General features: G+C 34.6%; 17 protein-coding genes. 13 read left to right on the forward strand and 4 right to left on the reverse strand.

Translation table 11 applies throughout. From position 1 onward, the window contains the following. Positions 1 to 27: 27 nt before the first annotated feature. From K350_RS28580 to K350_RS0112365, 4 genes are read right to left on the reverse strand one after another with little or no spacing between them, the layout of a single operon-like run. On the reverse strand, positions 28 to 2,436 hold the full coding sequence (locus K350_RS28580; protein WP_037575316.1) for a hypothetical protein: 2,409 nt from the start codon (positions 2,434 to 2,436) through the stop codon (positions 28 to 30). A gap of 24 nt (positions 2,437 to 2,460) precedes the next feature. Next, a complete protein-coding gene (locus K350_RS0112355; RefSeq protein WP_051313093.1) occupies positions 2,461 to 3,606 on the reverse strand; it encodes a DUF4249 domain-containing protein in 1,146 nt (381 codons plus the stop codon). 5 nt (positions 3,607 to 3,611) lie between these two features. Continuing rightward, complete coding sequence (locus K350_RS0112360; RefSeq protein ID WP_028980176.1) at positions 3,612 to 6,362, reverse strand: TonB-dependent receptor; 2,751 nt, start codon at positions 6,360 to 6,362, stop codon at positions 3,612 to 3,614. After that, on the reverse strand, positions 6,359 to 7,096 hold the full coding sequence (locus tag K350_RS0112365; protein ID WP_028980177.1) for a hypothetical protein: 738 nt from the start codon (positions 7,094 to 7,096) through the stop codon (positions 6,359 to 6,361). The genes K350_RS0112360 and K350_RS0112365 overlap by 4 nt, the downstream gene beginning before the upstream one ends. Before the next feature lie 329 nt (positions 7,097 to 7,425). Here K350_RS0112365 and K350_RS0112370 point away from each other — a divergent pair, with 329 nt between their 5' ends. From K350_RS0112370 to K350_RS0112440, 13 genes are all read left to right on the forward strand, one after another. Further along, positions 7,426 to 9,021 carry an arylsulfatase gene (locus K350_RS0112370; RefSeq protein ID WP_051313094.1) on the forward strand — a complete coding sequence of 532 codons (1,596 nt, stop codon included), beginning with the start codon at positions 7,426 to 7,428 and terminating at the stop codon, positions 9,019 to 9,021. A 310-nt stretch (positions 9,022 to 9,331) separates the two neighbouring features. Beyond that, a complete protein-coding gene (locus K350_RS31150; protein WP_051313095.1) occupies positions 9,332 to 11,188 on the forward strand; it encodes a GAF domain-containing protein in 1,857 nt (618 codons plus the stop codon). Between the two features lie 40 nt (positions 11,189 to 11,228). Continuing rightward, positions 11,229 to 11,939: a hypothetical protein gene (locus K350_RS0112380; RefSeq protein ID WP_028980179.1), complete on the forward strand. Its 711-nt coding sequence runs from the start codon at positions 11,229 to 11,231 to the stop codon at positions 11,937 to 11,939. A gap of 389 nt (positions 11,940 to 12,328) precedes the next feature. Next, positions 12,329 to 12,694, forward strand: coding sequence for a response regulator (locus K350_RS0112390; protein ID WP_028980181.1), 366 nt, complete (start codon positions 12,329 to 12,331; stop codon positions 12,692 to 12,694). A gap of 384 nt (positions 12,695 to 13,078) precedes the next feature. Further along, a complete protein-coding gene (locus K350_RS0112395; RefSeq protein ID WP_037575321.1) occupies positions 13,079 to 14,734 on the forward strand; it encodes a methyl-accepting chemotaxis protein in 1,656 nt (551 codons plus the stop codon). A 73-nt stretch (positions 14,735 to 14,807) separates the two neighbouring features. Further along, positions 14,808 to 15,962, forward strand: coding sequence for a carbohydrate porin (locus tag K350_RS0112400; RefSeq protein ID WP_028980183.1), 1,155 nt, complete (start codon positions 14,808 to 14,810; stop codon positions 15,960 to 15,962). Positions 15,963 to 16,091: 129 nt separating this feature from the next. Further along, positions 16,092 to 16,397, forward strand: coding sequence for a hypothetical protein (locus K350_RS0112405; protein ID WP_028980184.1), 306 nt, complete (start codon positions 16,092 to 16,094; stop codon positions 16,395 to 16,397). 22 nt (positions 16,398 to 16,419) lie between these two features. Next, entirely contained in the window at positions 16,420 to 16,785 is a 366-nt protein-coding gene (locus K350_RS0112410) for a response regulator (protein WP_028980185.1), read from the forward strand. After that, complete coding sequence (locus K350_RS28590; protein WP_037575325.1) at positions 16,785 to 18,854, forward strand: chemotaxis protein CheA; 2,070 nt, start codon at positions 16,785 to 16,787, stop codon at positions 18,852 to 18,854. Before K350_RS0112410 ends, K350_RS28590 begins: the two co-directional genes overlap by 1 nt. Continuing rightward, the gene (locus K350_RS0112420) at positions 18,851 to 19,348 is read left to right on the forward strand and encodes a chemotaxis protein CheW (protein WP_028980186.1); all 498 of its coding nucleotides are present in this window, start codon (positions 18,851 to 18,853) and stop codon (positions 19,346 to 19,348) included. Before K350_RS28590 ends, K350_RS0112420 begins: the two co-directional genes overlap by 4 nt. Before the next feature lie 197 nt (positions 19,349 to 19,545). After that, positions 19,546 to 20,379 (forward strand): CheR family methyltransferase, encoded by an 834-nt coding sequence (locus tag K350_RS0112425; protein ID WP_037575328.1) that lies wholly within the window; start codon positions 19,546 to 19,548, stop codon positions 20,377 to 20,379. A gap of 108 nt (positions 20,380 to 20,487) precedes the next feature. Further along, entirely contained in the window at positions 20,488 to 20,634 is a 147-nt protein-coding gene (locus tag K350_RS32355) for a hypothetical protein (protein WP_156027022.1), read from the forward strand. Then, positions 20,631 to 21,101 (forward strand): chemotaxis protein CheD, encoded by a 471-nt coding sequence (locus K350_RS0112440; protein WP_028980188.1) that lies wholly within the window; start codon positions 20,631 to 20,633, stop codon positions 21,099 to 21,101. The genes K350_RS32355 and K350_RS0112440 overlap by 4 nt, the downstream gene beginning before the upstream one ends. The last annotated feature ends 5 nt before the right edge of the window (positions 21,102 to 21,106 follow it).

A 21,106-nucleotide genomic window follows, 5' to 3' on the forward strand; every position in this document is an offset into this window, starting at 1 on the left:
TAATATCGCATAATTAAATCATTCCATTTACTTTGATTTCACCCCAATAGTAAGCCTTTTGGATCCAGCCTTACCATTTATAGACAATCCATTTATCTGTATAGTATAAGTCCCCTTTTGATCTGAAGTATAAAAATAAATCGAAGTTTTTTGATCACCATTCAGCTTTAAATCTGAAGACCAGAACAATTGATTTCTAAAATCAGGAATCCTGTCATTCACGGCTTCTGAATTGTTGTAAACAGGTGAATAAAATTCTCTTTTCATTTGAAGCCCTTCATATTCTACTACCAAAGACTTAGGATCAAGTTCAAAACCTCCGAGGTCCCCTTTATAGGTGGAATAACTTATGATACCCGGAGTATTTAATGCTCCATGAAAATATCTTCTTGCTACTACCTCTAACCTTTCCATTTTTTTAGGGTCAAATGCCAGGACCTTCTCAATGTTAAATACCGGAACACCATCAATAAGTGTCAAAGGGGCATCTTCGAAAACTTTTTTAGAAAGATTATTGCTTACCAAGAAATGAAACCCGTCTTTCTTTTTCCTCAGGAAAACTTCAGGAACATACTCTCTGATTACATCTTCCATTTTAGGAAATCTGGTGTATTCATCAAGTAAATAAATTTTATCCGCTGCTCCATAGAATGGCTTCTCAGAACTAAAGGAATCTTTTAAATCATTTTTTTTATTAAAAACCTTCATAACGCTGGAATTAACTCTTCTATCAAGCAGACTTTCTCGATGAGCTGCAGACAATATCAAAGGCGCTGATGAGTGTCCTGAAATTTCTTCCGAAAAGCAATTATAAACTTCTATTGATGGAGCCAAACTTTGAGGGTCAGTCTGAAAAACCAGATTATTCAACCCGTATAAATCTTTCAAAGGCAAAATAAAATCCCCATTTAAATTACTTCTTGTCAAACAAAACATTTTAGACTTTCCCGGGCAAGATAAATATATGGTTGTATTCTTAAGCGATTCTTTGTTGTTCAGATCCGTCATCCGACCTCTGATGATATGACCTTCATATTCTGGTATAAAACTTAACTGAGCATTCTCAGCACTAAAAACATCCTTCCAATCAAACTTTCTCCACCCTTGTGTAAGTAACAGATTATCCAAAGCCTCTGAAGTTCCTTTGTTTGATTGTTGAAAATAGTATTCGGGTGATTCTACATAACCCTTCAAATCCGAAGCGAGCCATAAATGAGAAAAAATATCAGATTGTCCATTGTCTTCAAGGGTGTCTTTCAGAAAGACAGAAACAGAAAAACCTGCAGTTTCATTATCAGAAAGGTTTGTTCCTGAAAAACTTAGCTCTACTTTTTCCCTTGATGAATAAAATTCCTTTTCTGCCTGAGCTTCTAACTGCAGTGTATTATTCACTGGATAATTAAAAAACAAGCGCTCACAAACAGCTTTTTTTGATTTATTAAAAACTGTGAAACTGTTAATCCCCTCAGCTAATCTGGACTTATCAATAATAAAGGATGCTCTTCCATGTTGAAACAAGCTCAATTCTGCAACCTGTAAAGATCCTTGCTTATGGACGATCAAAAAAGCAGGTTCGTAGCTATTCTGATTGTTCTCTGATCTTACTGAAACATCTACTTTTATTTTCTGATCAACCTCTTCAGTTAACCTCATCCCATAACCGCTTGACAAGACCTTTGGAAACTCCACCCAATATTTTTTTTGATCCTGTGAGGTAATTAAGGCCTTGTATTTAACAGAATCTTCGGGAGTAAAATAAATACTACCCATTCCGAATTTTAAAGGACTAAATCTTTGAATGGTATCATTATTTCCATTCAAAATATATCCTTTAAAATCAACACCCTTGCCTTGCTTGTCTGCGACTTTAAATGCTAATTTTGTTGGGATTCCAGCGACTAGATATCCTCCTTCCGGAAAGAACCCCATGTCATATTCGGGCATGCTTGCTGACACATTGGATACAGACTTTTTAGATACATTAATTACCTTAATAGATTGGTGAAAGAAAAACTCTGGACTATAGTTTCTCATCCAATTGGTGTAAGCACGAATGATGTAATTTCCGGAATTTAATCCATTCGTGAGATCAATTGCTCCTGCCCCTTCTCCACCCTTAAGATTCACTTTTTTTTGACTAACAGGTCTGTGGTTTTCATCCAGAATTTCAATATAAGCAACCTTGCTTAAATCTGCAGGTCTAAGATTCATTGCATTTACCAGGTATAGCTTAAACCATAATGTTTCACCTGTCATATAAACTCCGCGGTCTATATGTACAAAAATCTTTTCCTGAAAATGATTTTCGCTGTATGTCTTTAAACCATTAACAATGCTTTTTAAAGTATCTGATTGAGCTAAGCCCTCATGCTTAATCTGCAAAAGCAAAAATATTAAAGCACCTAATAGGATTCTGTATTTCAGTAACTGTTTCATGAAGTCTAAAATATTATAGTCAGATTATAGAGGCCAATAATCAGGTTTCGTTTGGGTACCATTTCTCCTGCAATCAATACAAGTAACGAATCCGTAATAATAAGTCACTTTACCTGTCTCCATATTCGTTACAGAATTTATTGGAACATAGGTTCCTGACTTATATCCGTATATCGTCCTTGAATCCTCTTCATACACATTGCATCCATCGTATTCAGTTTCAAGGATGTAATTTGAAGGCAAATTTGCCCGATCTATAAAAATTCTTTTCTCTGAACTATTACTGGCGCTGACGTATCCTAATACAAGCTCACTATCATTGCTGGTGCATTTGATATTCCCTCTATACTGAGCAGGTTGAGGATCAAAAATAGTTCCAACAGATTCAGTCATCTTTTTAAGGTTTTGCCAGTACTCAAACTCCTTTTCATCAATGACATTTTGCTTCACAAGAATGCTATACAACATCTGTAGTCTGGTGCTTTTTAATGTAAGTTTGATCAATGGCTGATGAATTATTTCTGTTGACTTTGGGCTAAGAGGAGTACCTAAATAGATACCATTTGATCTTGCAGAGGCAAAACATTCATATATATCTTCTTCTGGTGTTCTGAAATATTTAGTAGAATCTTTGAATATCAATGTTGACATAAGGGCAGAATGAAACTGCCACGTTTCTTCATATTCCCATCTATAGAAACGGGCCTTGCCGGAAGGGTCTGAAGTATTGACAAACAACTGTACTCCATCAGGCTGGCTTTCCCATGTTATATCGCCTATTGCAGGGGCACTTTTAACTTCCGCATACTCTGAAACATATTCTTTTCCATCAGCTTCAATCTTAAGTCTGTATTTCTGATTCTGGTTTAACACCAATCCTTTTAACTCATAATATCCACTGTCCTTATTAGACAAATTATATGTTTCATTCGAAGTAGATTCAATATGCACTTTGGCATCAGACACAAAATTATTCTTGTTCGGCTTTGACAGGTTACTTGATCTTGTAAGTCTGAACGTAGTAGTACCAGAACAAATAGTTCCTTCCACTACTAAATAGTTATTAGATGCATTGATCGCAGGAGGACTATAAGGTTCCTCACATCCTGAAAAGGCAAAAGACAAAATCAAAGCAGCAATTATGGAATTAAATATTTTCAAACCTTGCATGATAATTAAAATCTGAAATTGTAAGTAATTGTAGGAATTGGCTGACCAAAAATAGAAAGCTTATAGCCTTGTATCTTACCCTGATCATTAGTAAAATAAACCGAGTATACGTTTTTCCTTCCTGTCAAATTATAGACAGCTATGGTCCATGAGCTATGAGAAAGCTTCTTTATTTTGTGATTTCCTTCAATATTCAAAGAAAGATCTATTCTGAAGTAATCAGGAATTCTGTACTGATTTCTATCTCCATAAACGATCCTTTGTCCTCCTGCCATATTGTACGTCGCGATAGGAAGCGTAACAGGTCTGCCTGTACTATATGTACAATTCAATGAAGTAGAAAATCTTCTGGAGAATTTGTAATTTCCAACGAATGTAAAGTCATGAGGTTTATCAAAATTAGCGGGATACCATTTCCCATTATTCACTAATTCACCTTGTGACGGATCATTCATGCGAAGGAATATTCTGCTATAAGTATAACTCACCCACCCGTTTAATTTCCCATTATTCTTTTTAACAAGAAACTCTGCTCCATATGAATTTCCTTCAGTACTTACAACCTCTGTTTCAACGTGATGATTTTGGATCAATTTCGCTCCAGCTCTATAATCCAGGTAATTTTTCATACGTTTACGATATAGTTCGACTGACGCCTCTATTGTATTCTTTCTGATATTCTTATACAGACCAAGTGAAATCTGATCTCCTGTAGTAGGTTTAATATTCGGATCAGAAAGTTTCCAGATATCGGTAGGTGATATAGTTGCTGTATTGGAAAGCATGTGTATATATTGACGCAATGTATTATAACCAATCTTTACAGAAACGTTATCGGTAATCATGTACCTTCCGGAAAGCCTGAACTCAGGTCCGAGATATGTTTTTATATTTTTTCCTCCCTGATATGAAATTGTATCTGACATGCTATACACGGATCTTGGAAGTCTGTCCTGATATACATGAATATCTTTTGGACCTAAATAATTGAACAGAGAAAATCTTACACCAAAATCAAAGCCAAGACGTGCGCTCATCTGGTACTGATCTCCGAGATATATGGCACTTTCAAGTGCCTGCTCATTTTGAATTTTATCCTGAGCAACCAGAGACTCCTGCCCTTCAGGGGAAATCTTTCCTGGCTGAATATTATAATGAAGAGAAGAAAGTCCAAAGGTTAAATTGTGTTTTGGACTTATTGCATATTTCACATCTCCCTTTAGCTGCATTTGATTTATGCCGAAAGAAAGCTTATAAGCATTCAGTGAAGTCTCCGTATTAGTTATGCCATATTGATATCCACTGGTGCTCCCTGTAAGCTCTGTGGATAATTTATCACTATAGTTATACCTCCATTTCAAAACAATACTATTATTATTGTAATCAAACAGAGTAGTCTTTTTTAAATTAAACTTATCCTGGCTGACGTAGCCTGTAAGATATAATTCACTTTTACTACTTAATATATGACTTACAACAAGATTAAGATCATAAAAAGAAGCTTTGCTACCAGAATAAGTTGAGTTTCTTAACTGACTCAGCAACCAGTTGGAATAAGTAGATCTCCCACCCAGAATAAATGATGTCTTGTTTTTAATAATGGGGCCTTCAATAGTAAGTCTTCCGGTCAGTATACCAAGCCCACCGTTTCCCGCAAACTTATTCATATTCCCTGTTCTTGTCGCAACATCAAGAACAGAAGAGAGCCTTCCTCCAAACTTAGCAGGAATACTACTTTTGTATAACTCCACATTTTTTACCACATCTGGATTAAATGCCGAGAAAAATCCAAACAAATGAGATGGATTATAAATGATTGCATCATTGTATAGAATAAGGTTTTGATCAGCAGATCCTCCCCTGACATTAAATCCAGTACTAGCCTCTCCTGAAGTCTTAACACCTGGCAGCGTCATTATCACCCTCAGGACATCCGCTTCACCAAAAACTGTCGGAGTTTGTTTAATCGTTTTTATACTCACCTTCTCCTGCCCCATCTCTAAGCTCTTCACAGTATTCTCTTTACCTGTTACCACGATTTCATCGACATAATTCAGTTCTTGTTCCATTCCGATATCTAAGGCGCCATCAGAATATAAAACCACATTTCTCCTTGTTTCCTTCATCCCGAGGCTTCTGATCCTGATCGTATATGTACCTTGAGGAAGAGTAATAGAGTAGACTCCTGATTGATCACTCACGGCACCTTCATTTCTTCCATCTACTGATAATGTTACCCCACCTAAAGCATTGCCTGTTTGTCCATCATAAATCTTTCCATAAAGAGTTACCTTTCCGGATTGGCTATCTCCTTTTCTTCCAATCTCTAAAAATTTATTTTCAATCAGACCGGAAATTTTCTGAGCTCTTTCTATTATTTCATTTGGTCTGCTTTCCCCATCATTCCTCTCAATAATACCTCCAGATATAAATGTTTCGACAGGAGCCCCTTCACTGATAAATATATTACGTCTGTGGTCTACTGCAAAAAAGTATTTTGTATTGACAAAGATTAAAGCAAGCACATCATTAATATGCTTATCCGAAACTTCTATATTAACATTTATACTATCACCTGCTTCAGAAGAATAATAAAATTTGAATGATGTATTTGACTCAACCCTTCTTACAAATTCATTAAAGGTTATATTTATAAAATCTCCTGATATTGTGTCCTTCTTTGCATCCTGGGCGGAGAGGTCAAAAGAAATAAAAACACTAAGGAACCAAACTATGACAACTATTTTGTTTCTCATTTTGCCTTCAGTTTATCAAATTCCTCTACCAATAACAGAATAGATTTTTCCCGATTGGCAGAAAATTTAAAATCGAAACTTTTCATGTATCTGGCCAATTCCTTTTTATGCTCTTTCATTACATTCAAAAGGGAAGCTTTACTTTTAACAGGGAAGTATTCGTTTCCTATGTTGATATAATAATAGTCTTTTTCTTCAATTTCATTTATTATGATTCCATTAGAATTGACCTCCTGCATTGTTTTTTTCCTCTTCACATAAACCTTTGTCTTTCCATTATTGAGAAGCTCATAAAAACCTGTTTCGGGAATAGAATGCTCAGACGTATCTTTTGTTAATTTTATAAAAAGATGACCTGGAAATGAGAACTGAGATATTTTCTCACCAGATAATTTCAATAAATTTAATTTACTATAATCTTCTACAATTACTTCATCTCTTAATATATCATATAACAGCAGTACATTCTGATAATATAAATCGTCATATAAAATATTGCCAACAGTGACTTTTTCATTTTTAAAATAAGGAAAACCTTTGGTTTTGACAGTCAGCCCCACATAAAGAGAACCACTGTATAGTCCAAGATTCTCTTTTATAGCCCCTTTATACAAACCAATAGCATTTTCTAAAGCTTTGTCATTATCACCAGACTCTGACTTAAAAACATTCTGAGCACCTATTTTGAAGTGTAGGAAGCTGGTCACCAATATTAGTAATAATCGATTTTTCATTTTAAAGTAACTGGCATTAAAATTAACTATCTGGTTTACAGTGCAGCAAAGTATAAAAAGAGTAGTAATAATAAAAAAATAAACACTAATTATTTTCCTTTTAGAGTACAATAACCTCTTTATATAATCTATTTTCCGGAAAAATAAAAAGGCATCTGAATTAGATTAAACTAATTAAAACATGTCATCATTGAGTATTCGTAAGTAACCTCACCTTCTCTCATTCACATAGTACAATGGCATGATAAAAATTATTTTTCTGAATCAATGGTCAGTGTATTCACATTAATTTAGATTTGAAATTTAGACTTTTGAAAGTATAATTAATTATGAGTACAAGTTCTCGATTAGTTGCATTATTATTACTGTTGTCTTGCACAGCAGTTAAATTCCCAGAAAAAATAATTACTGAAGTCACGACAGATGACAAACCTAATATAATTATCATTCTGGCGGACGATATGGGATTTTCTGATCTTGGTTGCTATGGTTCTGAAATCCCGACACCCAATCTGGATAAACTAGCCAATCAAGGATTACGCATGACTAACTTTTACAATGCAGGCCGTTGTTGTCCATCTCGAGCATCTATCCTTACCGGACTTTATCCTCATCAAGCAGGAATCGGTGATATGCTTCAAAATAAAGGGTCTTATGCTTACCAGGGTTTTCTAAGTGATAGCTGCGTTACAATAGCTCAGTTATTGAAACAGGCAGGTTATCATACTATCACCTCAGGAAAATGGCATGTAGGTACCTCCCCATCTGCCCTTGCACATAACAGAGGCTTTGACAAGTCTTTCTGTATGTTGAATAACGGAAGCAGTTATTTTAAAAATGGACCGTTGTATAATGATGGAAGAACTGTCACCTTTATGCAAAATGGTCGGGTGATAAACAGAGATACCAACTATTACCTCACACAAAATATTACAGACTTTGCTTTAAATGCAATTGAAGAACAGAAGAATAACAAAAATCCTTTCTTCTTATATCTCACATACACGGCTCCTCACTGGCCAATACAAGCTCCTGAAGAAGACATCCAATTATTCAGAGGCAAATACCTGATTGGTTGGGATTCTATTAGAGAATATAGATTAAAAAAACAAATCAAAGAAAAGATCTTCTACAAGAATATAAAACTTACTTCACGCTACTACAAAGTTCTTCAATGGGATAATGTCAATGAAAACGATAGAAATTTATGGGACTTGCGCATGTCCATCTATGCTGCCATGATCTATAGGATGGACAAAGGAATCGGAGAAATCCTACAAAAGCTCCAGGATACTGGTGAAGATAAGAATACATTGATCATTTTCTTATCAGATAATGGCGGCAGTGGAGATGAAGTACAAAAAGATAATCTTGTAATTCAAAGAAACGGAACTCCGGGAACAGGTGACTATATTGACAGCTATCAAAAAAACTGGGGTAATGCAAGTAATACGCCATTTTCAATGTTTAAAAAGAACATGCATGAAGGAGGTATTTCTACTCCATTTATAGCATATTATCCAGGAGTAATTAAACCAGGGCAGATTAACCATTCAACGGGTCATATCATTAATATCTTACCTACATGTTTAGAATTGGCGAAAATAAAATACCCACAGTCACTTAATGGTACCCCTTTAAAACAACCCGAAGGCAAAAGTATGACTAATATCTTTAAAGGAGCAACGTCAGGAAACGATACTTTGTACTGGGAGCATGAAGGAAACAAAGCTATAAGAGTTGTAGATTGGAAGCTTGTGTACGAGATGGACCAGAACGAATGGGAACTCTACGATTTAAAAACGGACAGGTCAGAAACTAATAATCTATCAGATAAATATCCAGAGAAAGTAAAACAACTAAAAGCTGCTCATGATAAATGGTGTTCCAAAGTTGGAGTTGTTGACTGGACATTGATAAAATGAAGTACTCTCCTTTATTGAAAGTAAGTAAATAATCTTCCTTTTAACTGGAAGGAATCCATGATAATAAAATTACATAGAGCTATACATAAACTTTAGAAAAACATAATTATTGCATTTATCTGAAAATTTAAATTTTATTTTATTTACTCCCTCAACACAATAATATTTTTTTTTAAATATTTTATTACCTGACTTATCCCTATAAACACTGAGTTCATCTTAAAATAAGATAGATTTATAAAACCTGTATTTTCTTTCAGCGTAGAAGTAAATTAAAAATTAGAAGAAATAACAAACAAGAATAGTACAAATGAGCTTCGGCAAAAGACAGGTAATCATATCAGTTCTATATATATCTGCATGTTTAATTTTATACGTTACCCAAGATTATTACAAAGAGATTAGAGAAAGATGCAATAAAATTCAAATAACATCTGAAAAAGAAGAAATCACTCTAGAACTTCAAAAATATATACCAACCAACTATTTCAGCAACACTGCCAAAGAATTTTCAGAGACAGCAAATGGAATAAATCATTTACGATTTTTCATAAATGACAATCTGATCAATACAATATCTGAAATAAAAAATCTCCATCTGGATATTCAGAACACCTTATTACTTGCTAAAAACAATAACGAACTTTTAGCAGATAATGAAAGAATTGAAGTTTTAAAATCAAAACTTAAAATCCTTACAAGTCTTCTATCAGAAGTAAACTCCCAAATTCAATTAGCAGAAAATATCCTGTTTATATTCTTTATAATTTCAATAATATTTATTGCAAATATTTCACAGATTTCATTTGCCAACAGAATAAAAAAGGAAATCATAAAAATTTCTGCAACTCTAGATACGCTTGCTAAGGGAGACATTTGCAAAACTGAAGCAATTGATTTAAATGAGTTTAAAGATATTCATATAGCAATAAATATCATTATTGAAAATCAAACAAAGCTGGCTTCCTTTGCAGAAAGAATCGGAGATGGAAATTACCAGATGCATTATGAAAAACTTGGTCAGAATGATAAAATAGGAATTGCTTTACTTGGAATGTGTGACAAACTTCAAAAAGTAAACGCAGAAGAAAAAAGAAGAAATTGGGCTAATGAAGGTTTTGCAAAATTTTCTGATATACTAAGAAATGAAAGTAATGAAAAATCTTTGTCAGACAAGTTACTTGTTTCTCTAATAAAATATATCAATGCTAATCAAGGCACTATTTATCTTATACGAGAAGAAGGAGAAAAACAGATTCTTAAACTTATTTCATCCTATGCATGGGATAGAATGAAACATGAAGAAAGGAATATAGATATAGGTGAAGGATTAATTGGTCAAGCCGCCATTGAAAGAGAGCATGTATATTTAACTGACATTCCTGAAAACTTTATCCGCATAACATCAGGACTTGGAGAGGCTCTTCCCTCCAGTGTTTTGATTATGCCATTATGCAATAACACAAATATATTAGGTGTAATGGAATTTGCCTTTTTCAGAAAACTGGAAAAATATGAAATAGAGTTTTTGGAAAAAATTGCAACCAGCATTGCAACAACAATATCTTCCGTTAAAACAAATGAACAGACGTTCAAATTACTTGAAGAATCAAGGCACCTGACTCAGGAAATGAAACTTCAGGAAGGAGAACTCATTAAGCAAGCAGAAGAATTAATGTCAAAAGAGGAAACACTCCTTAGAAGCATGAAAGAGCTGGAAGCTGTGAAAGGTACCTTAAGTGACAAACTGGAAGAAGCAAAAGAAGAGATGAAACAACAGATCAAGGAAATAGAAATTGAAAAACTTAAGAATGAAGGAATCCTTGAAGGTTGTGTTGACGCTGTTATAACCTTTGACAAAAAAGGAACAGTAGAGTTTTTCAATAAGGCTTCGGAAGAAATTTTCGGATATAAACGTAACGAGGTATTAGGAAGAAACATCAATGAGCTAATCAATCTTTATTTAGATGAGAATAATGGCGATTATTACGCATTTTATATTGAAAATAGCAATTCGAAAAAGCCTATCAGCATAAGAACTGAAATCTCAGTTAAAAGCAAAACATCCGGTGAAATCCCAGTATTAATAACTTTATCAAAAACTGTTATAGAAAGTAAATTCTACTTTACTGTCTTTATACAAAGTATAGCAGTGGAGCTATTCTGATTAATCACCTCTAAGTACAATCCCCTTACAAAAACTAAATATGCTGCAACTTGAAGAGGACAATATAATTAAGTCTATTATAGAGTTACTTGAAGGAAATAAAATACAAATATTAAAACTTCAAAAATGTTCTTCTGAAGATTTTCTATTAATAGCATCCTTATTTAAAAACAATTCACCCAATAACAAAACAATAACAGTTGATCCAACTATTGTAAGCTGCATCATAAAAGACCTGCAATATCAAGATGCTATGAGACAAAAACTTGAGCATATCGAAACAATTGACGACTTGTTGCTTAAGGAGCTTAAACAAAGCCTAATTCAAAATGGAGATATAATCTACTGTACTGTCATTCGAGAAATAATAACACTTAATATAGCTCAACTAAAGGTGATGTCAGAAGAATATAGATTAATAGTTGAAAACCTGCAGAAGAATATACAAAAGATAGAAACCAAGGAAATTGTAGACAATTCGTACAACATTTCTAAATATCTAAGTCAAAATCAATTGACTGATACATTGATTAAAGACATTATTGAAAAGCATACTTTAATTTCCAAACTATCATTGGAATACAAACATAAAAGAAAAAAGGACATAAACGCAGTTCTGCTAAAACTAAGAGATGTCTATACAATGCAAAGCGAGAGAGACGTTTTTAACAAGATATTTGAAAAAGAAATACGTAACAACCAGGATAATCAATTCGAAAGTAATCAGGAAAACAATATTGAGTTCTTTTAAGAAGAAATAGTAACAATGGGGAAGATTCAAATAAAAACTTTTACGAAAGATAACTCTGATATTGATATAATAATAAAAGGAGGTATTTCACTAAAACATATACGAATACGATATAGTGAACTGCAAAAAATTAAAGATTCATACAAGAAATATACTATATCATATTCAGACGTAAATAATATTGATGCAGCAGGATTTCAGGTGCTATACTCCTATTTTAAATCTTTACAAAAAAAAGAAAAAAGAAATATACATAGCAGATCAATTCAATGATGGGCTGATGAAGATTTTAAATTGCGCTGGTCTTTTAGATATTCTATATCTAAAAAAGTAAACAAGCTATAGAAACTGACAGAGACAAATAAAAGAAATTATAATAATACCAAATCATGAAAAAAACGATTCTTATTGCGGATGACTCCGAGAGCGTAAGGGAAGTTGTAAGTTATACATTAATTAATGCAGGATATGAAGTGCTAATAGGAATTGACGGAGAAGATGCATTAAAATATCTTAACGGCAAGGAAATTCATCTGGTATTGACGGATCTCCATATGCCTAAGATGGATGGTATAGCACTTATAAAAGAAATAAGATCGAAGCCTGAATATAAATTTATCCCTATCCTATTTCTCACCACGGAATCCAATGCTTCTAAAAAAGAAGAGGCAAAAGCTGCTGGTGCAACCGGTTGGATTGTTAAGCCTTTTGTGCCCGAGAAACTTATAGAAACGATTCAGAGGGTAATAAGATAAGTATAGATTAAAAACTTTATTTTTTGATGAGGCGATAGGCTTAATCAACGAACCGAACGTATAGCTTTACTTCTGAACAATAATAAGGAAGAAAAACCTATTCTAGGAGAAATCTTCATGATTATCCATACCACACTCTTAAAGGACATTGCAAGTATAGAGGACTTACAATCGATTGAAATTTCACTTTAATACAAAATCAATTTTATAAATGATGAAAATTTAACGACTCATTCTTATCTCTCATTTAACTTAGCAAACGATTTTTTTGCTGTAAATGAATCGTATGTCAAGGAGGTATTACCATTTACAGGAAGTACCGATACTTTGAATTCTAAATTCTTAAATAAACCACTTATAAATAACTATTAACCCTGATTATCTATGAAAATACGTCATCAACTTTTTATTGGAAACGGTCTAGTGTTGATCATGATCATCGCCCTGGCTACTGTTTCTTATAATAGCATCAATTCACTAATAACAACTTCAAAATGGGTAGATCATACCCACGAAGTTATCGAAAGAGCAAATTCGTTAGGAAAATTATTAATCGATATGGAAACAGGAGAGCGAGGCTTTTTGCTTACAGGTGAGGAAGAATATTTGGAACCATACAATGAAGGAAAGAAAAGATTTAAAACAGTGCTTAACGAAGTAAAGCAACTTGTCAACGATAATCCTGAACAAGTGGCAAGGTTTGAAGTGATTGATAATCTTGAGACTCAATGGCATGAAAAGACCGGTAATGTTGAAATCAGTGCCCGAAGAAAAATTAATGAAGGAACTGCGAGTATGGACGATCTGATGGTATTGATAAATAAAAAATCAGGCAAACAAACTATGGATCAGCTACGGATTAAACTTGAGGAAATTGTTAAAATCGAAAAAGGGTTGATGGATAAAAGAACACAGGAATCAGATGAAACAGCAGCCACTTCAATATCTGCTTCATTGATAGGTGCAACACTAGGATTTATTATATGCCTGGGAGTAGCAATCTGGATTGTACTTTCAATATCTAGCTCTTTAAAAATTGCGAATGAAGCGATCAAATCAGTTGCAGAAGGTGATCTTTCTTTGAAGATAGATACAAGCAAAAAAGACGAAGTTGGGGAAATGCTTAAACACCTGCAGGAAATGGTTAATAAATTAAATGAAACATTAACTTTTATTAGCACAGCTGCCGAAAGCATTAGTTCTGCCAGTAAACAAATGAGTTCTTCTTCTCAGCAGCTTTCTGAAGGAGCTACTGAACAAGCCGCTTCTGCGGAAGAAGTTTCAACTTCTATGGAACAGATGACCAGTAACATTCAGCAAAGCACTCAGAACGCACAGGAGACAGAAAAAATTTCCCTTAAGGCAACAGAGGATGTAAGTGAAGGAGGCAAATCAGTTAGCATGACAGTGATGTCAATGAAAGAAATTGCTCAGAAAATTTCAATTATAGGGGAAATTGCAAGACAAACGAATTTGCTGGCTCTTAATGCAGCTGTGGAAGCGGCAAGAGCTGGTGAGCATGGTAAAGGATTTGCTGTTGTAGCTGCAGAAGTACGAAAACTAGCTGAAAGAAGTCAACAGGCAGCTATCGAAATAGATGCTCTTTCAAAAACCAGTGTAACAATTGCTGAAAAGTCTGGAAAAATACTTGAGCTGATCGTTCCAGATATCCAGAAAACCTCAAGGTTAATTCAAGAGATCACCGCATCCAGCAATGAGCAGAATTCCGGAGCTGAGCAAGTAAATAGTTCTATTCAGCAACTTAATAGAGTTATACAGAATAATGCTGCTACCGCTGAAGAGATGGCGGCTAGCGCTGAAGAACTGGAAGCCCAAGCAGCTTCTTTAGAAGAAACCATTTCATTCTTTAATCTCGGACATGACAAAGGTAAAAAATACAATTCAGGGGATAATGGATATGCAAAAAAGAAGAGCTTTTCCAAACAAGCATCTACAGGTAAAACTGGAAAATCTGTAAATGGCGTAGCTATAAAACTTGATAATGGTTCGGTTTCCGACGCAGATTTTACAAAGTTTTAAATAATATAGCAGATATTGAATAGCCCTGAATAATCATTCAATATCTGCTTTCCTGCCCTTTAAATTTTACCCGATGAAAAAATGTTTAATTATTTTAAGCCTTGCAATGGCAAGCTTGAAAGGTAATGCGCAAAATTCTTCTCCTTTTACTTTCAGGACTGAAATCACAGGTGATTTGATAAGCAATATACAAGGTGGAAGAAAAAGTGGCCACAGCTATGTGGGTAAAATAGATCTATCTTTGGGGTTGTCAACTGAAAAAGCCGGATGGTTTAAAGGAGGAAAATTGTTCCTGCATGCCATTAATGCTCACGGTGGAAATCCATCTGCACGTTATGTCGGAGATATACAGCCTGTATCAAGAATAGAAGCAACAAACCGGATAAGTCTGTTTGAATTTTGGTACAGACAGGATATAGGAAAATTTTCAGTGCTTTTTGGTCAATTCGACATGAATTCTACCTTCGCAGTAAATACTACTGCCGGCAATTTTCTAAACACCTCCTTCGGAATGTATCCTAGTGTAGCATTGAATGTGCCTTTATCTATCTATCCATATGCCACACCATCTTTATATGTTAAATGGAAGCAATCTGAAAAGCTCGCATTCCAGGCAGCGGTGTTCGATGGATCTCCGTTAAAGTTTCAGGACAATCTTAATAACCTTAAGTGGCAAATTGACTCTAAAAAGAGATTGTTCTCAACATTTGAAATTCAGATGAAAGAAATTAAGGATTCGGTAGTAAAAGGAAATTATAAAATTGGAGGATATTATCATAATGGAGATTTCCGAGACCTTTACGATTCCTCAAATTCTGTGAATGGAAGTTATGGGATCTACGTTACTATGGACAGACTAATCATTGCTGAAAATTCTAAAGATAACCAGGGAGTAACTGCATTTTTACAATCAGGCTCTAGTCCTGGGAAAATCAATTTAGTGGATTTTTACTTAAGCACAGGGTTGATTTATACAGGTATACTACCTTCCCGTTCTAATGATATACTTGGTTTGGGATTCGTATATTCATCAATAAATAATCATCTTCACCAAGCTTATCCTATCAGCTATACTCAAAGCAGAAGTTTAATTGAGTTGAATTATAAGGCAAAGTTTGGGAATAACTTTATAGTGCAACCAGACTTACAATATATAATTAATCCTGGTGCAAATCCTGCATTTAAAAATTCTCTTGTAGGTATTTTAAGGGTATCCCTTGTTTATTAAAGTATACAAATTGCTCTTAGTAATATTATGAAGAAGTTATCAGAAGGAACTTCGATACATCATCTAATGCGAAGGTAAGTGGCGCAAGTAATGCCGAAAAAGATCTAGATTTTTTTTAACCTAACTAATATGGAAAAATTTAATATTCAAAAAAAGCTATCTGACAATAAAGAGACCATTGATATTGTAGTTAGCGGGGATCTTAGCATCAAACATTCGGAAATTTTTTTCAAAGAATTGAAAGAAATAAAAAAGGTACATAAGACTTACAATATTCTTCTTATGGACATTGCCCGGATAGATATTATGTGTTTACAAGTACTTATCTCATTCATGATTTATCTCCGGAATATTGATAAAGAAGTGAACCTCAAAAAGGAGTTAAGCGAAGAAATGAATCAATTACTTCGTAATGCCGATATGCTAAGTAATTAATATAAATCAGGTAAATAAATAAATGAAAAAGACGATTCTAATAGCTGATGATTCGGAAAGCGTAAGAGAAGTAGTTTCTTTTACTTTGATAAATGCGGGATATAATGTGCTTGTAGGAGTGGACGGAGAAGATGCGATGAAGTTTCTGGATGGGAAGGAGATTCATCTTGTCATCACAGATCTTCACATGCCGAAAAAGGACGGTATTGCTTTGATTAAAGAGATCCGCGGAAAATCCGAATACCAGTATGTGCCGATCTTATTCCTTACTACAGAGTCTCAGGCAGCGAAAAAGGATGAAGCTAAAGCAGCGGGAGCAACAGGTTGGATTGTAAAACCATTCGTTCCAGAAAAACTAATTTCCACCATTGAAAAAGTCATTAGATAATGGACAGATTTAAAGCGGTGTTCTTTGAGGAAGCCACCACACTCATAAATGAACTGGAAAGAGTTTCCCTCTTATTGCACAATAATCCTTCGGATAGTTCGATCATAGAGCAGATCTTCCGTATCATGCACACATTGAAGGGTAATAGCACAATGTTCGGCTTTTACCGGATCGGAGATTTTACACATCACTTTGAGACGCTCTATGATTTTATTAGAGAAGATAAAATGTCTGTAACGGATAATGTTCTTAACATAACATTTGCTTCTGTCGATCATCTGAGGGTGCTGCTTACAGATGTAGAGCTGGAAAATTCAGTCCATAAAATCAATCATGAAAACCTGATCCGGGGGCTCATTGAGGTTCTGAACGGAGCTTCTGTCGAGGGGAGCATAAAAACACATTCTTCCGACCACAAAATAGAAGATAAAGTTTCGGATACTCCGACTTACTGGCTGAAATTTGTTCCTGAAAAGGATTTGGTGAGAAAAGGGACTAATGTATTATTCCTTCTCGATGATCTGTCTCAGCTTGGTGTAACTTATACTGTTTCAAATATCGAGCGACTACCTGATTTTAAAAAACTTGATCCTGCGGATATATATATACACTGGGAAATTTATGTATCAGGAAATATAACAGAAAACAGTATCCGGGATGTTTTCATGTTCGTGGAAGAAGACTGCGAGCTTGAAATAAGAAAGATTTCAGAAACAAACTTGCTGGATCAGGATGGCTTTTCTACTATTGCCCGCGATATTTCTTTAAGCATTGATGAAAAGATTTCAAAGTTTAGTGGATTGGTAAATAATTCTTCTTCTAAAAATAGAATGGAGGAAGTAAGAAGTAAGATAGAAAAAGCCAACGAGAAATCTATAGTTACCTCTAAAGACAATTCGATTTCAAGTATCAGAGTGGCTTCTGAAAAGCTGGATGAACTGATGAGTCTTGTAAGTGAGCTTGTAACTACTCAGGCAAGATTAAATCTTGTTTCAGATCAGATTGCATCCTCTGAACTAATAAGTATTTCAGAAAATATTGAAAAGATCACCCGTCAGCTAAGAGATAATACTTTTAGTATTTGTCTTATCCCTATAGAAAACTTATTGGTGCGATTTCAACGACTGGTGAGAGATCTTTCAACCCAATTGAATAAGGACGTTGTGTTTGTTTCTGAAGGTACAGATACAGAACTGGACAAGAATATTATTGAAAACCTGGCAGATCCTCTGATGCATATCTTCCGGAATTCACTGGATCATGGAATTGAATCGGGAGAAGAGCGAGTGAAGAAAGGAAAACCTGCCCAAGGAAAAATCTTATTAAAAGCATTTTATTCTGGGAATAATGTGATTATTCAGATCCGTGATGATGGAAAAGGAATTGATCCGGAAGTGATCAGACAAAAGGCCATCAGCAAAGGATTAATCACCGCAGATCAGAATTTGGATCGGCGTCAGATCTTCGATCTTATTTTTCTTCCGGGATTTTCTACAGCGGAGAAAGTTACCGAGGTTTCTGGTCGTGGAGTAGGAATGGATGTAGTGAAAAGACAGATTACTGAAATAAGGGGTGAAGTGGAAGTAGAGTCCGTGATCAACGAAGGAACTACCATTAATATTAAGCTTCCACTTACGCTTTCAATCATTGACGGAATGCTTGTTAAAATCAATGCTACGCATTTTGTAATACCATTAGGGAATGTGGATAAATGTTTTGAAGCAAAGCATGAAGAATTTGTAGATAAGATCAATGACCTTATAATTCTGGACGGAGAGCAGGTGCCTTTTATATATCTGAGAGATGAATTTGATATAAAGGAAAATTGTCCTCAACTGCATCAGGTGGTGGTGGTGAAGCAGGACGATAGAAGGGTAGCTTTATCAGTCGATACTATTATTGGAGAATATCAGGCAGTATTAAAACCACTTGGAAGGTTGTACAAAAATGTGGACGTTATTTCAGGAGCGACGATCTTAGGAAATGGAGAGGTTGCTCTTGTTGTTGATCCCAACAGAATCATTAAGGAATATATATTTAATCAAATAAATAACGAAGTTTTACAATGAGCATAGAAAATCTGAATGTAAGTAATTCTTACTTATCATTTAAGTTGGAAAACGAAACTTTTGCTGTAACTGTCGAAAGGGTACATGAAATATTGGAAATACCCACGGTAACAAAAGTTCCTAAATCTCCAGACTTTATGACAGGAGTAATTAACCTTAGAGGTAATGTATTGCCTGTAATTGATACACGCATAAAATTTGGACTGGCTAAAACTGATTTTACAATCGATTCCTGCATCATAGTTCTTTCTATCATGATGGAGAATGAACAGATCACCATTGGAGCATTGGTGGATTCGGTTCAGGAAGTACTTGAGCTTTCATCAGAAAAAATACTGCCTTCTCCTGCATTAGGAAGTAAATATAAAGCTGAGTTTATTCAAGGTATGATAAAGAACGATGAACATTTCATCATGGTCCTTAATATTGATGAAGTTTTTTCTATCAATGAACTTCATCAGATGAAAGAAAACACATCTGAAACCATTATTTAATTTTTAAACCTGTGAAATTATACAACTATGAAAAATTGATTTTCGAATTCCTTTATTTGACTGGGATGTCCGGAGTTATATTTTACATGGGAGATAATTCCTCTAATCAATTAAGTGATTTTATCCACTATGGTTGTTTGGTTTTATAAATACCAAAATTTCTTATCTGCTGTGTTATTCTAAAAATTAATAAGATTATGGTTTCAGTAGTAAAAATGTCTAATGAAGAGTTCAGAAAAATGAGCTCTATGATTTATTCGGATTATGGAATTAAAATGCCACCGTCAAAAAAAACATTGCTTGAATGCCGGCTTCAAAAACGATTGAACGCCCTTAATTTATACTCATTTAAGGAATACTGTGATTTTGTTTTCAGTCCCGAAGGACAAAGGACGGAACTGATTCAAATGATCGATGTAGTGACTACCAATAAAACCGATTTTTTCAGAGAGTCAATTCATTTCGATTTTCTTAGCAATCATTGCTTTCCTGCGATGACTAAGGGCCGAGATGCCGGACGTCCATTACGGATTTGGAGTGCAGGTTGTTCTAGCGGAGAGGAACCCTATACCATCGCTATGGTTGCGAGTGAATTTGCAGAAAATCAACCTTTTAATTTTTCCATCTTTGGAACTGACCTTTCCACAGAGATACTTAAGAAGGCAGCTATGGCTATCTATTCGGAAGAGAGAACCAGTGTGATTCCTATGGTATTAAAAAGGAAATATTTTCTAAGAGGAAAAGACGATAAGAACAAAACATATAGAATAATTCCGCAATTGAGGCAGAAGCTTTACCTCCAAAGATTGAATTTCATGGATCATTCCTATAATGTTCCGTTTAATTTTGATATTATCTTTTGCAGGAATGTTTTGATTTATTTTGATAAAGAGACTCAGGAAAAAGTCATCAACCGTTTATGCGATAAGCTTAATAAAGGAGGTATTTTCTTTTTGGGACATTCTGAATCTATTACGGATATGAATGTACCTCTGCAACAGATTAAACCTACCATATTCAGAAGAATTTAAGTGTATTGTTTTTAACTGATCAAGTAGTGAATATGAAATTATGCAATAGAAGAATTAATTCAGGAATTGCAATTGAGATTGTCAGAAAAACAGCCCTCCTTAAAGGAGATGAATGATCTTATGGGGCAAATTCAGCAATTGAATAAGAAGCTGGAGCAGCCGGAAACTATGAAGAGCAATCTTCTTTCTAATATTCGCAACGAGATCATTAATCCATTCACTAACGGGGGAAAGTTTCAACAGGGATGTGAATGAATAAAATTTTAACATATTACCTTTATCCATCTGCGTTATTTGCAGATAATCGTCCTCATGAAGTAATTACTGTCTTAGGAACGTGCGTGGCAGTTTGTCTTTATGATCCGGTACTTAAAATAGGAGGTATCAATCATTATATGCTTCCATTATGGAACGGCGAAGGATTACCTTCCCCAAAATATGGAAATATTGCGATTGAAAAGTTGCAGGAAAAAATGATTGGTCTTGGCAGCCAAAAGAAAGATCTGCAAGCTAAAATTTTTGGTGGTTTAGGAAAGTCTACCACTGCCAATGTTCTCAATATCGGGCAGCGGAACTGTAAACTTGCTAAAGTAATGTTGAAACAGATGCAGATACCAATTGTAGCAAGTCATTTAGGAGGAGGTTTAGCCCGTAAGTTGAAATTCTATACTCATACGGGCGAAGTTCATATGAAATTTGTTAAGTCTGATGATATTGTCTGACCTTT

The sequence above is a fragment of the Sporocytophaga myxococcoides DSM 11118 genome (assembly GCF_000426725.1).
GTDB classification, from domain to species: Bacteria; Bacteroidota; Bacteroidia; order Cytophagales; family Cytophagaceae; genus Sporocytophaga; species Sporocytophaga myxococcoides.

What these genes read in the sequence shown, in the direction of transcription:
- K350_RS28580 (WP_037575316.1), bottom strand. Translation starts at nt 2,436, where the DNA reads ATGAAACAGTTACTGAAATACAGAATCCTATTAGGTGCTTTAATATTT.
- K350_RS0112355 (WP_051313093.1), bottom strand. Translation starts at nt 3,606, where the DNA reads ATGCAAGGTTTGAAAATATTTAATTCCATAATTGCTGCTTTGATTTTG.
- K350_RS0112360 (WP_028980176.1), bottom strand. Translation starts at nt 6,362, where the DNA reads ATGAGAAACAAAATAGTTGTCATAGTTTGGTTCCTTAGTGTTTTTATT.
- K350_RS0112365 (WP_028980177.1), bottom strand. Translation starts at nt 7,096, where the DNA reads ATGAAAAATCGATTATTACTAATATTGGTGACCAGCTTCCTACACTTC.
- K350_RS0112370 (WP_051313094.1), top strand. Translation starts at nt 7,426, where the DNA reads ATGAGTACAAGTTCTCGATTAGTTGCATTATTATTACTGTTGTCTTGC.
- K350_RS31150 (WP_051313095.1), top strand. Translation starts at nt 9,332, where the DNA reads ATGAGCTTCGGCAAAAGACAGGTAATCATATCAGTTCTATATATATCT.
- K350_RS0112380 (WP_028980179.1), top strand. Translation starts at nt 11,229, where the DNA reads ATGCTGCAACTTGAAGAGGACAATATAATTAAGTCTATTATAGAGTTA.
- K350_RS0112390 (WP_028980181.1), top strand. Translation starts at nt 12,329, where the DNA reads ATGAAAAAAACGATTCTTATTGCGGATGACTCCGAGAGCGTAAGGGAA.
- K350_RS0112395 (WP_037575321.1), top strand. Translation starts at nt 13,079, where the DNA reads ATGAAAATACGTCATCAACTTTTTATTGGAAACGGTCTAGTGTTGATC.
- K350_RS0112400 (WP_028980183.1), top strand. Translation starts at nt 14,808, where the DNA reads ATGAAAAAATGTTTAATTATTTTAAGCCTTGCAATGGCAAGCTTGAAA.
- K350_RS0112405 (WP_028980184.1), top strand. Translation starts at nt 16,092, where the DNA reads ATGGAAAAATTTAATATTCAAAAAAAGCTATCTGACAATAAAGAGACC.
- K350_RS0112410 (WP_028980185.1), top strand. Translation starts at nt 16,420, where the DNA reads ATGAAAAAGACGATTCTAATAGCTGATGATTCGGAAAGCGTAAGAGAA.
- K350_RS28590 (WP_037575325.1), top strand. Translation starts at nt 16,785, where the DNA reads ATGGACAGATTTAAAGCGGTGTTCTTTGAGGAAGCCACCACACTCATA.
- K350_RS0112420 (WP_028980186.1), top strand. Translation starts at nt 18,851, where the DNA reads ATGAGCATAGAAAATCTGAATGTAAGTAATTCTTACTTATCATTTAAG.
- K350_RS0112425 (WP_037575328.1), top strand. Translation starts at nt 19,546, where the DNA reads ATGGTTTCAGTAGTAAAAATGTCTAATGAAGAGTTCAGAAAAATGAGC.
- K350_RS32355 (WP_156027022.1), top strand. Translation starts at nt 20,488, where the DNA reads ATGAATGATCTTATGGGGCAAATTCAGCAATTGAATAAGAAGCTGGAG.
- K350_RS0112440 (WP_028980188.1), top strand. Translation starts at nt 20,631, where the DNA reads ATGAATAAAATTTTAACATATTACCTTTATCCATCTGCGTTATTTGCA.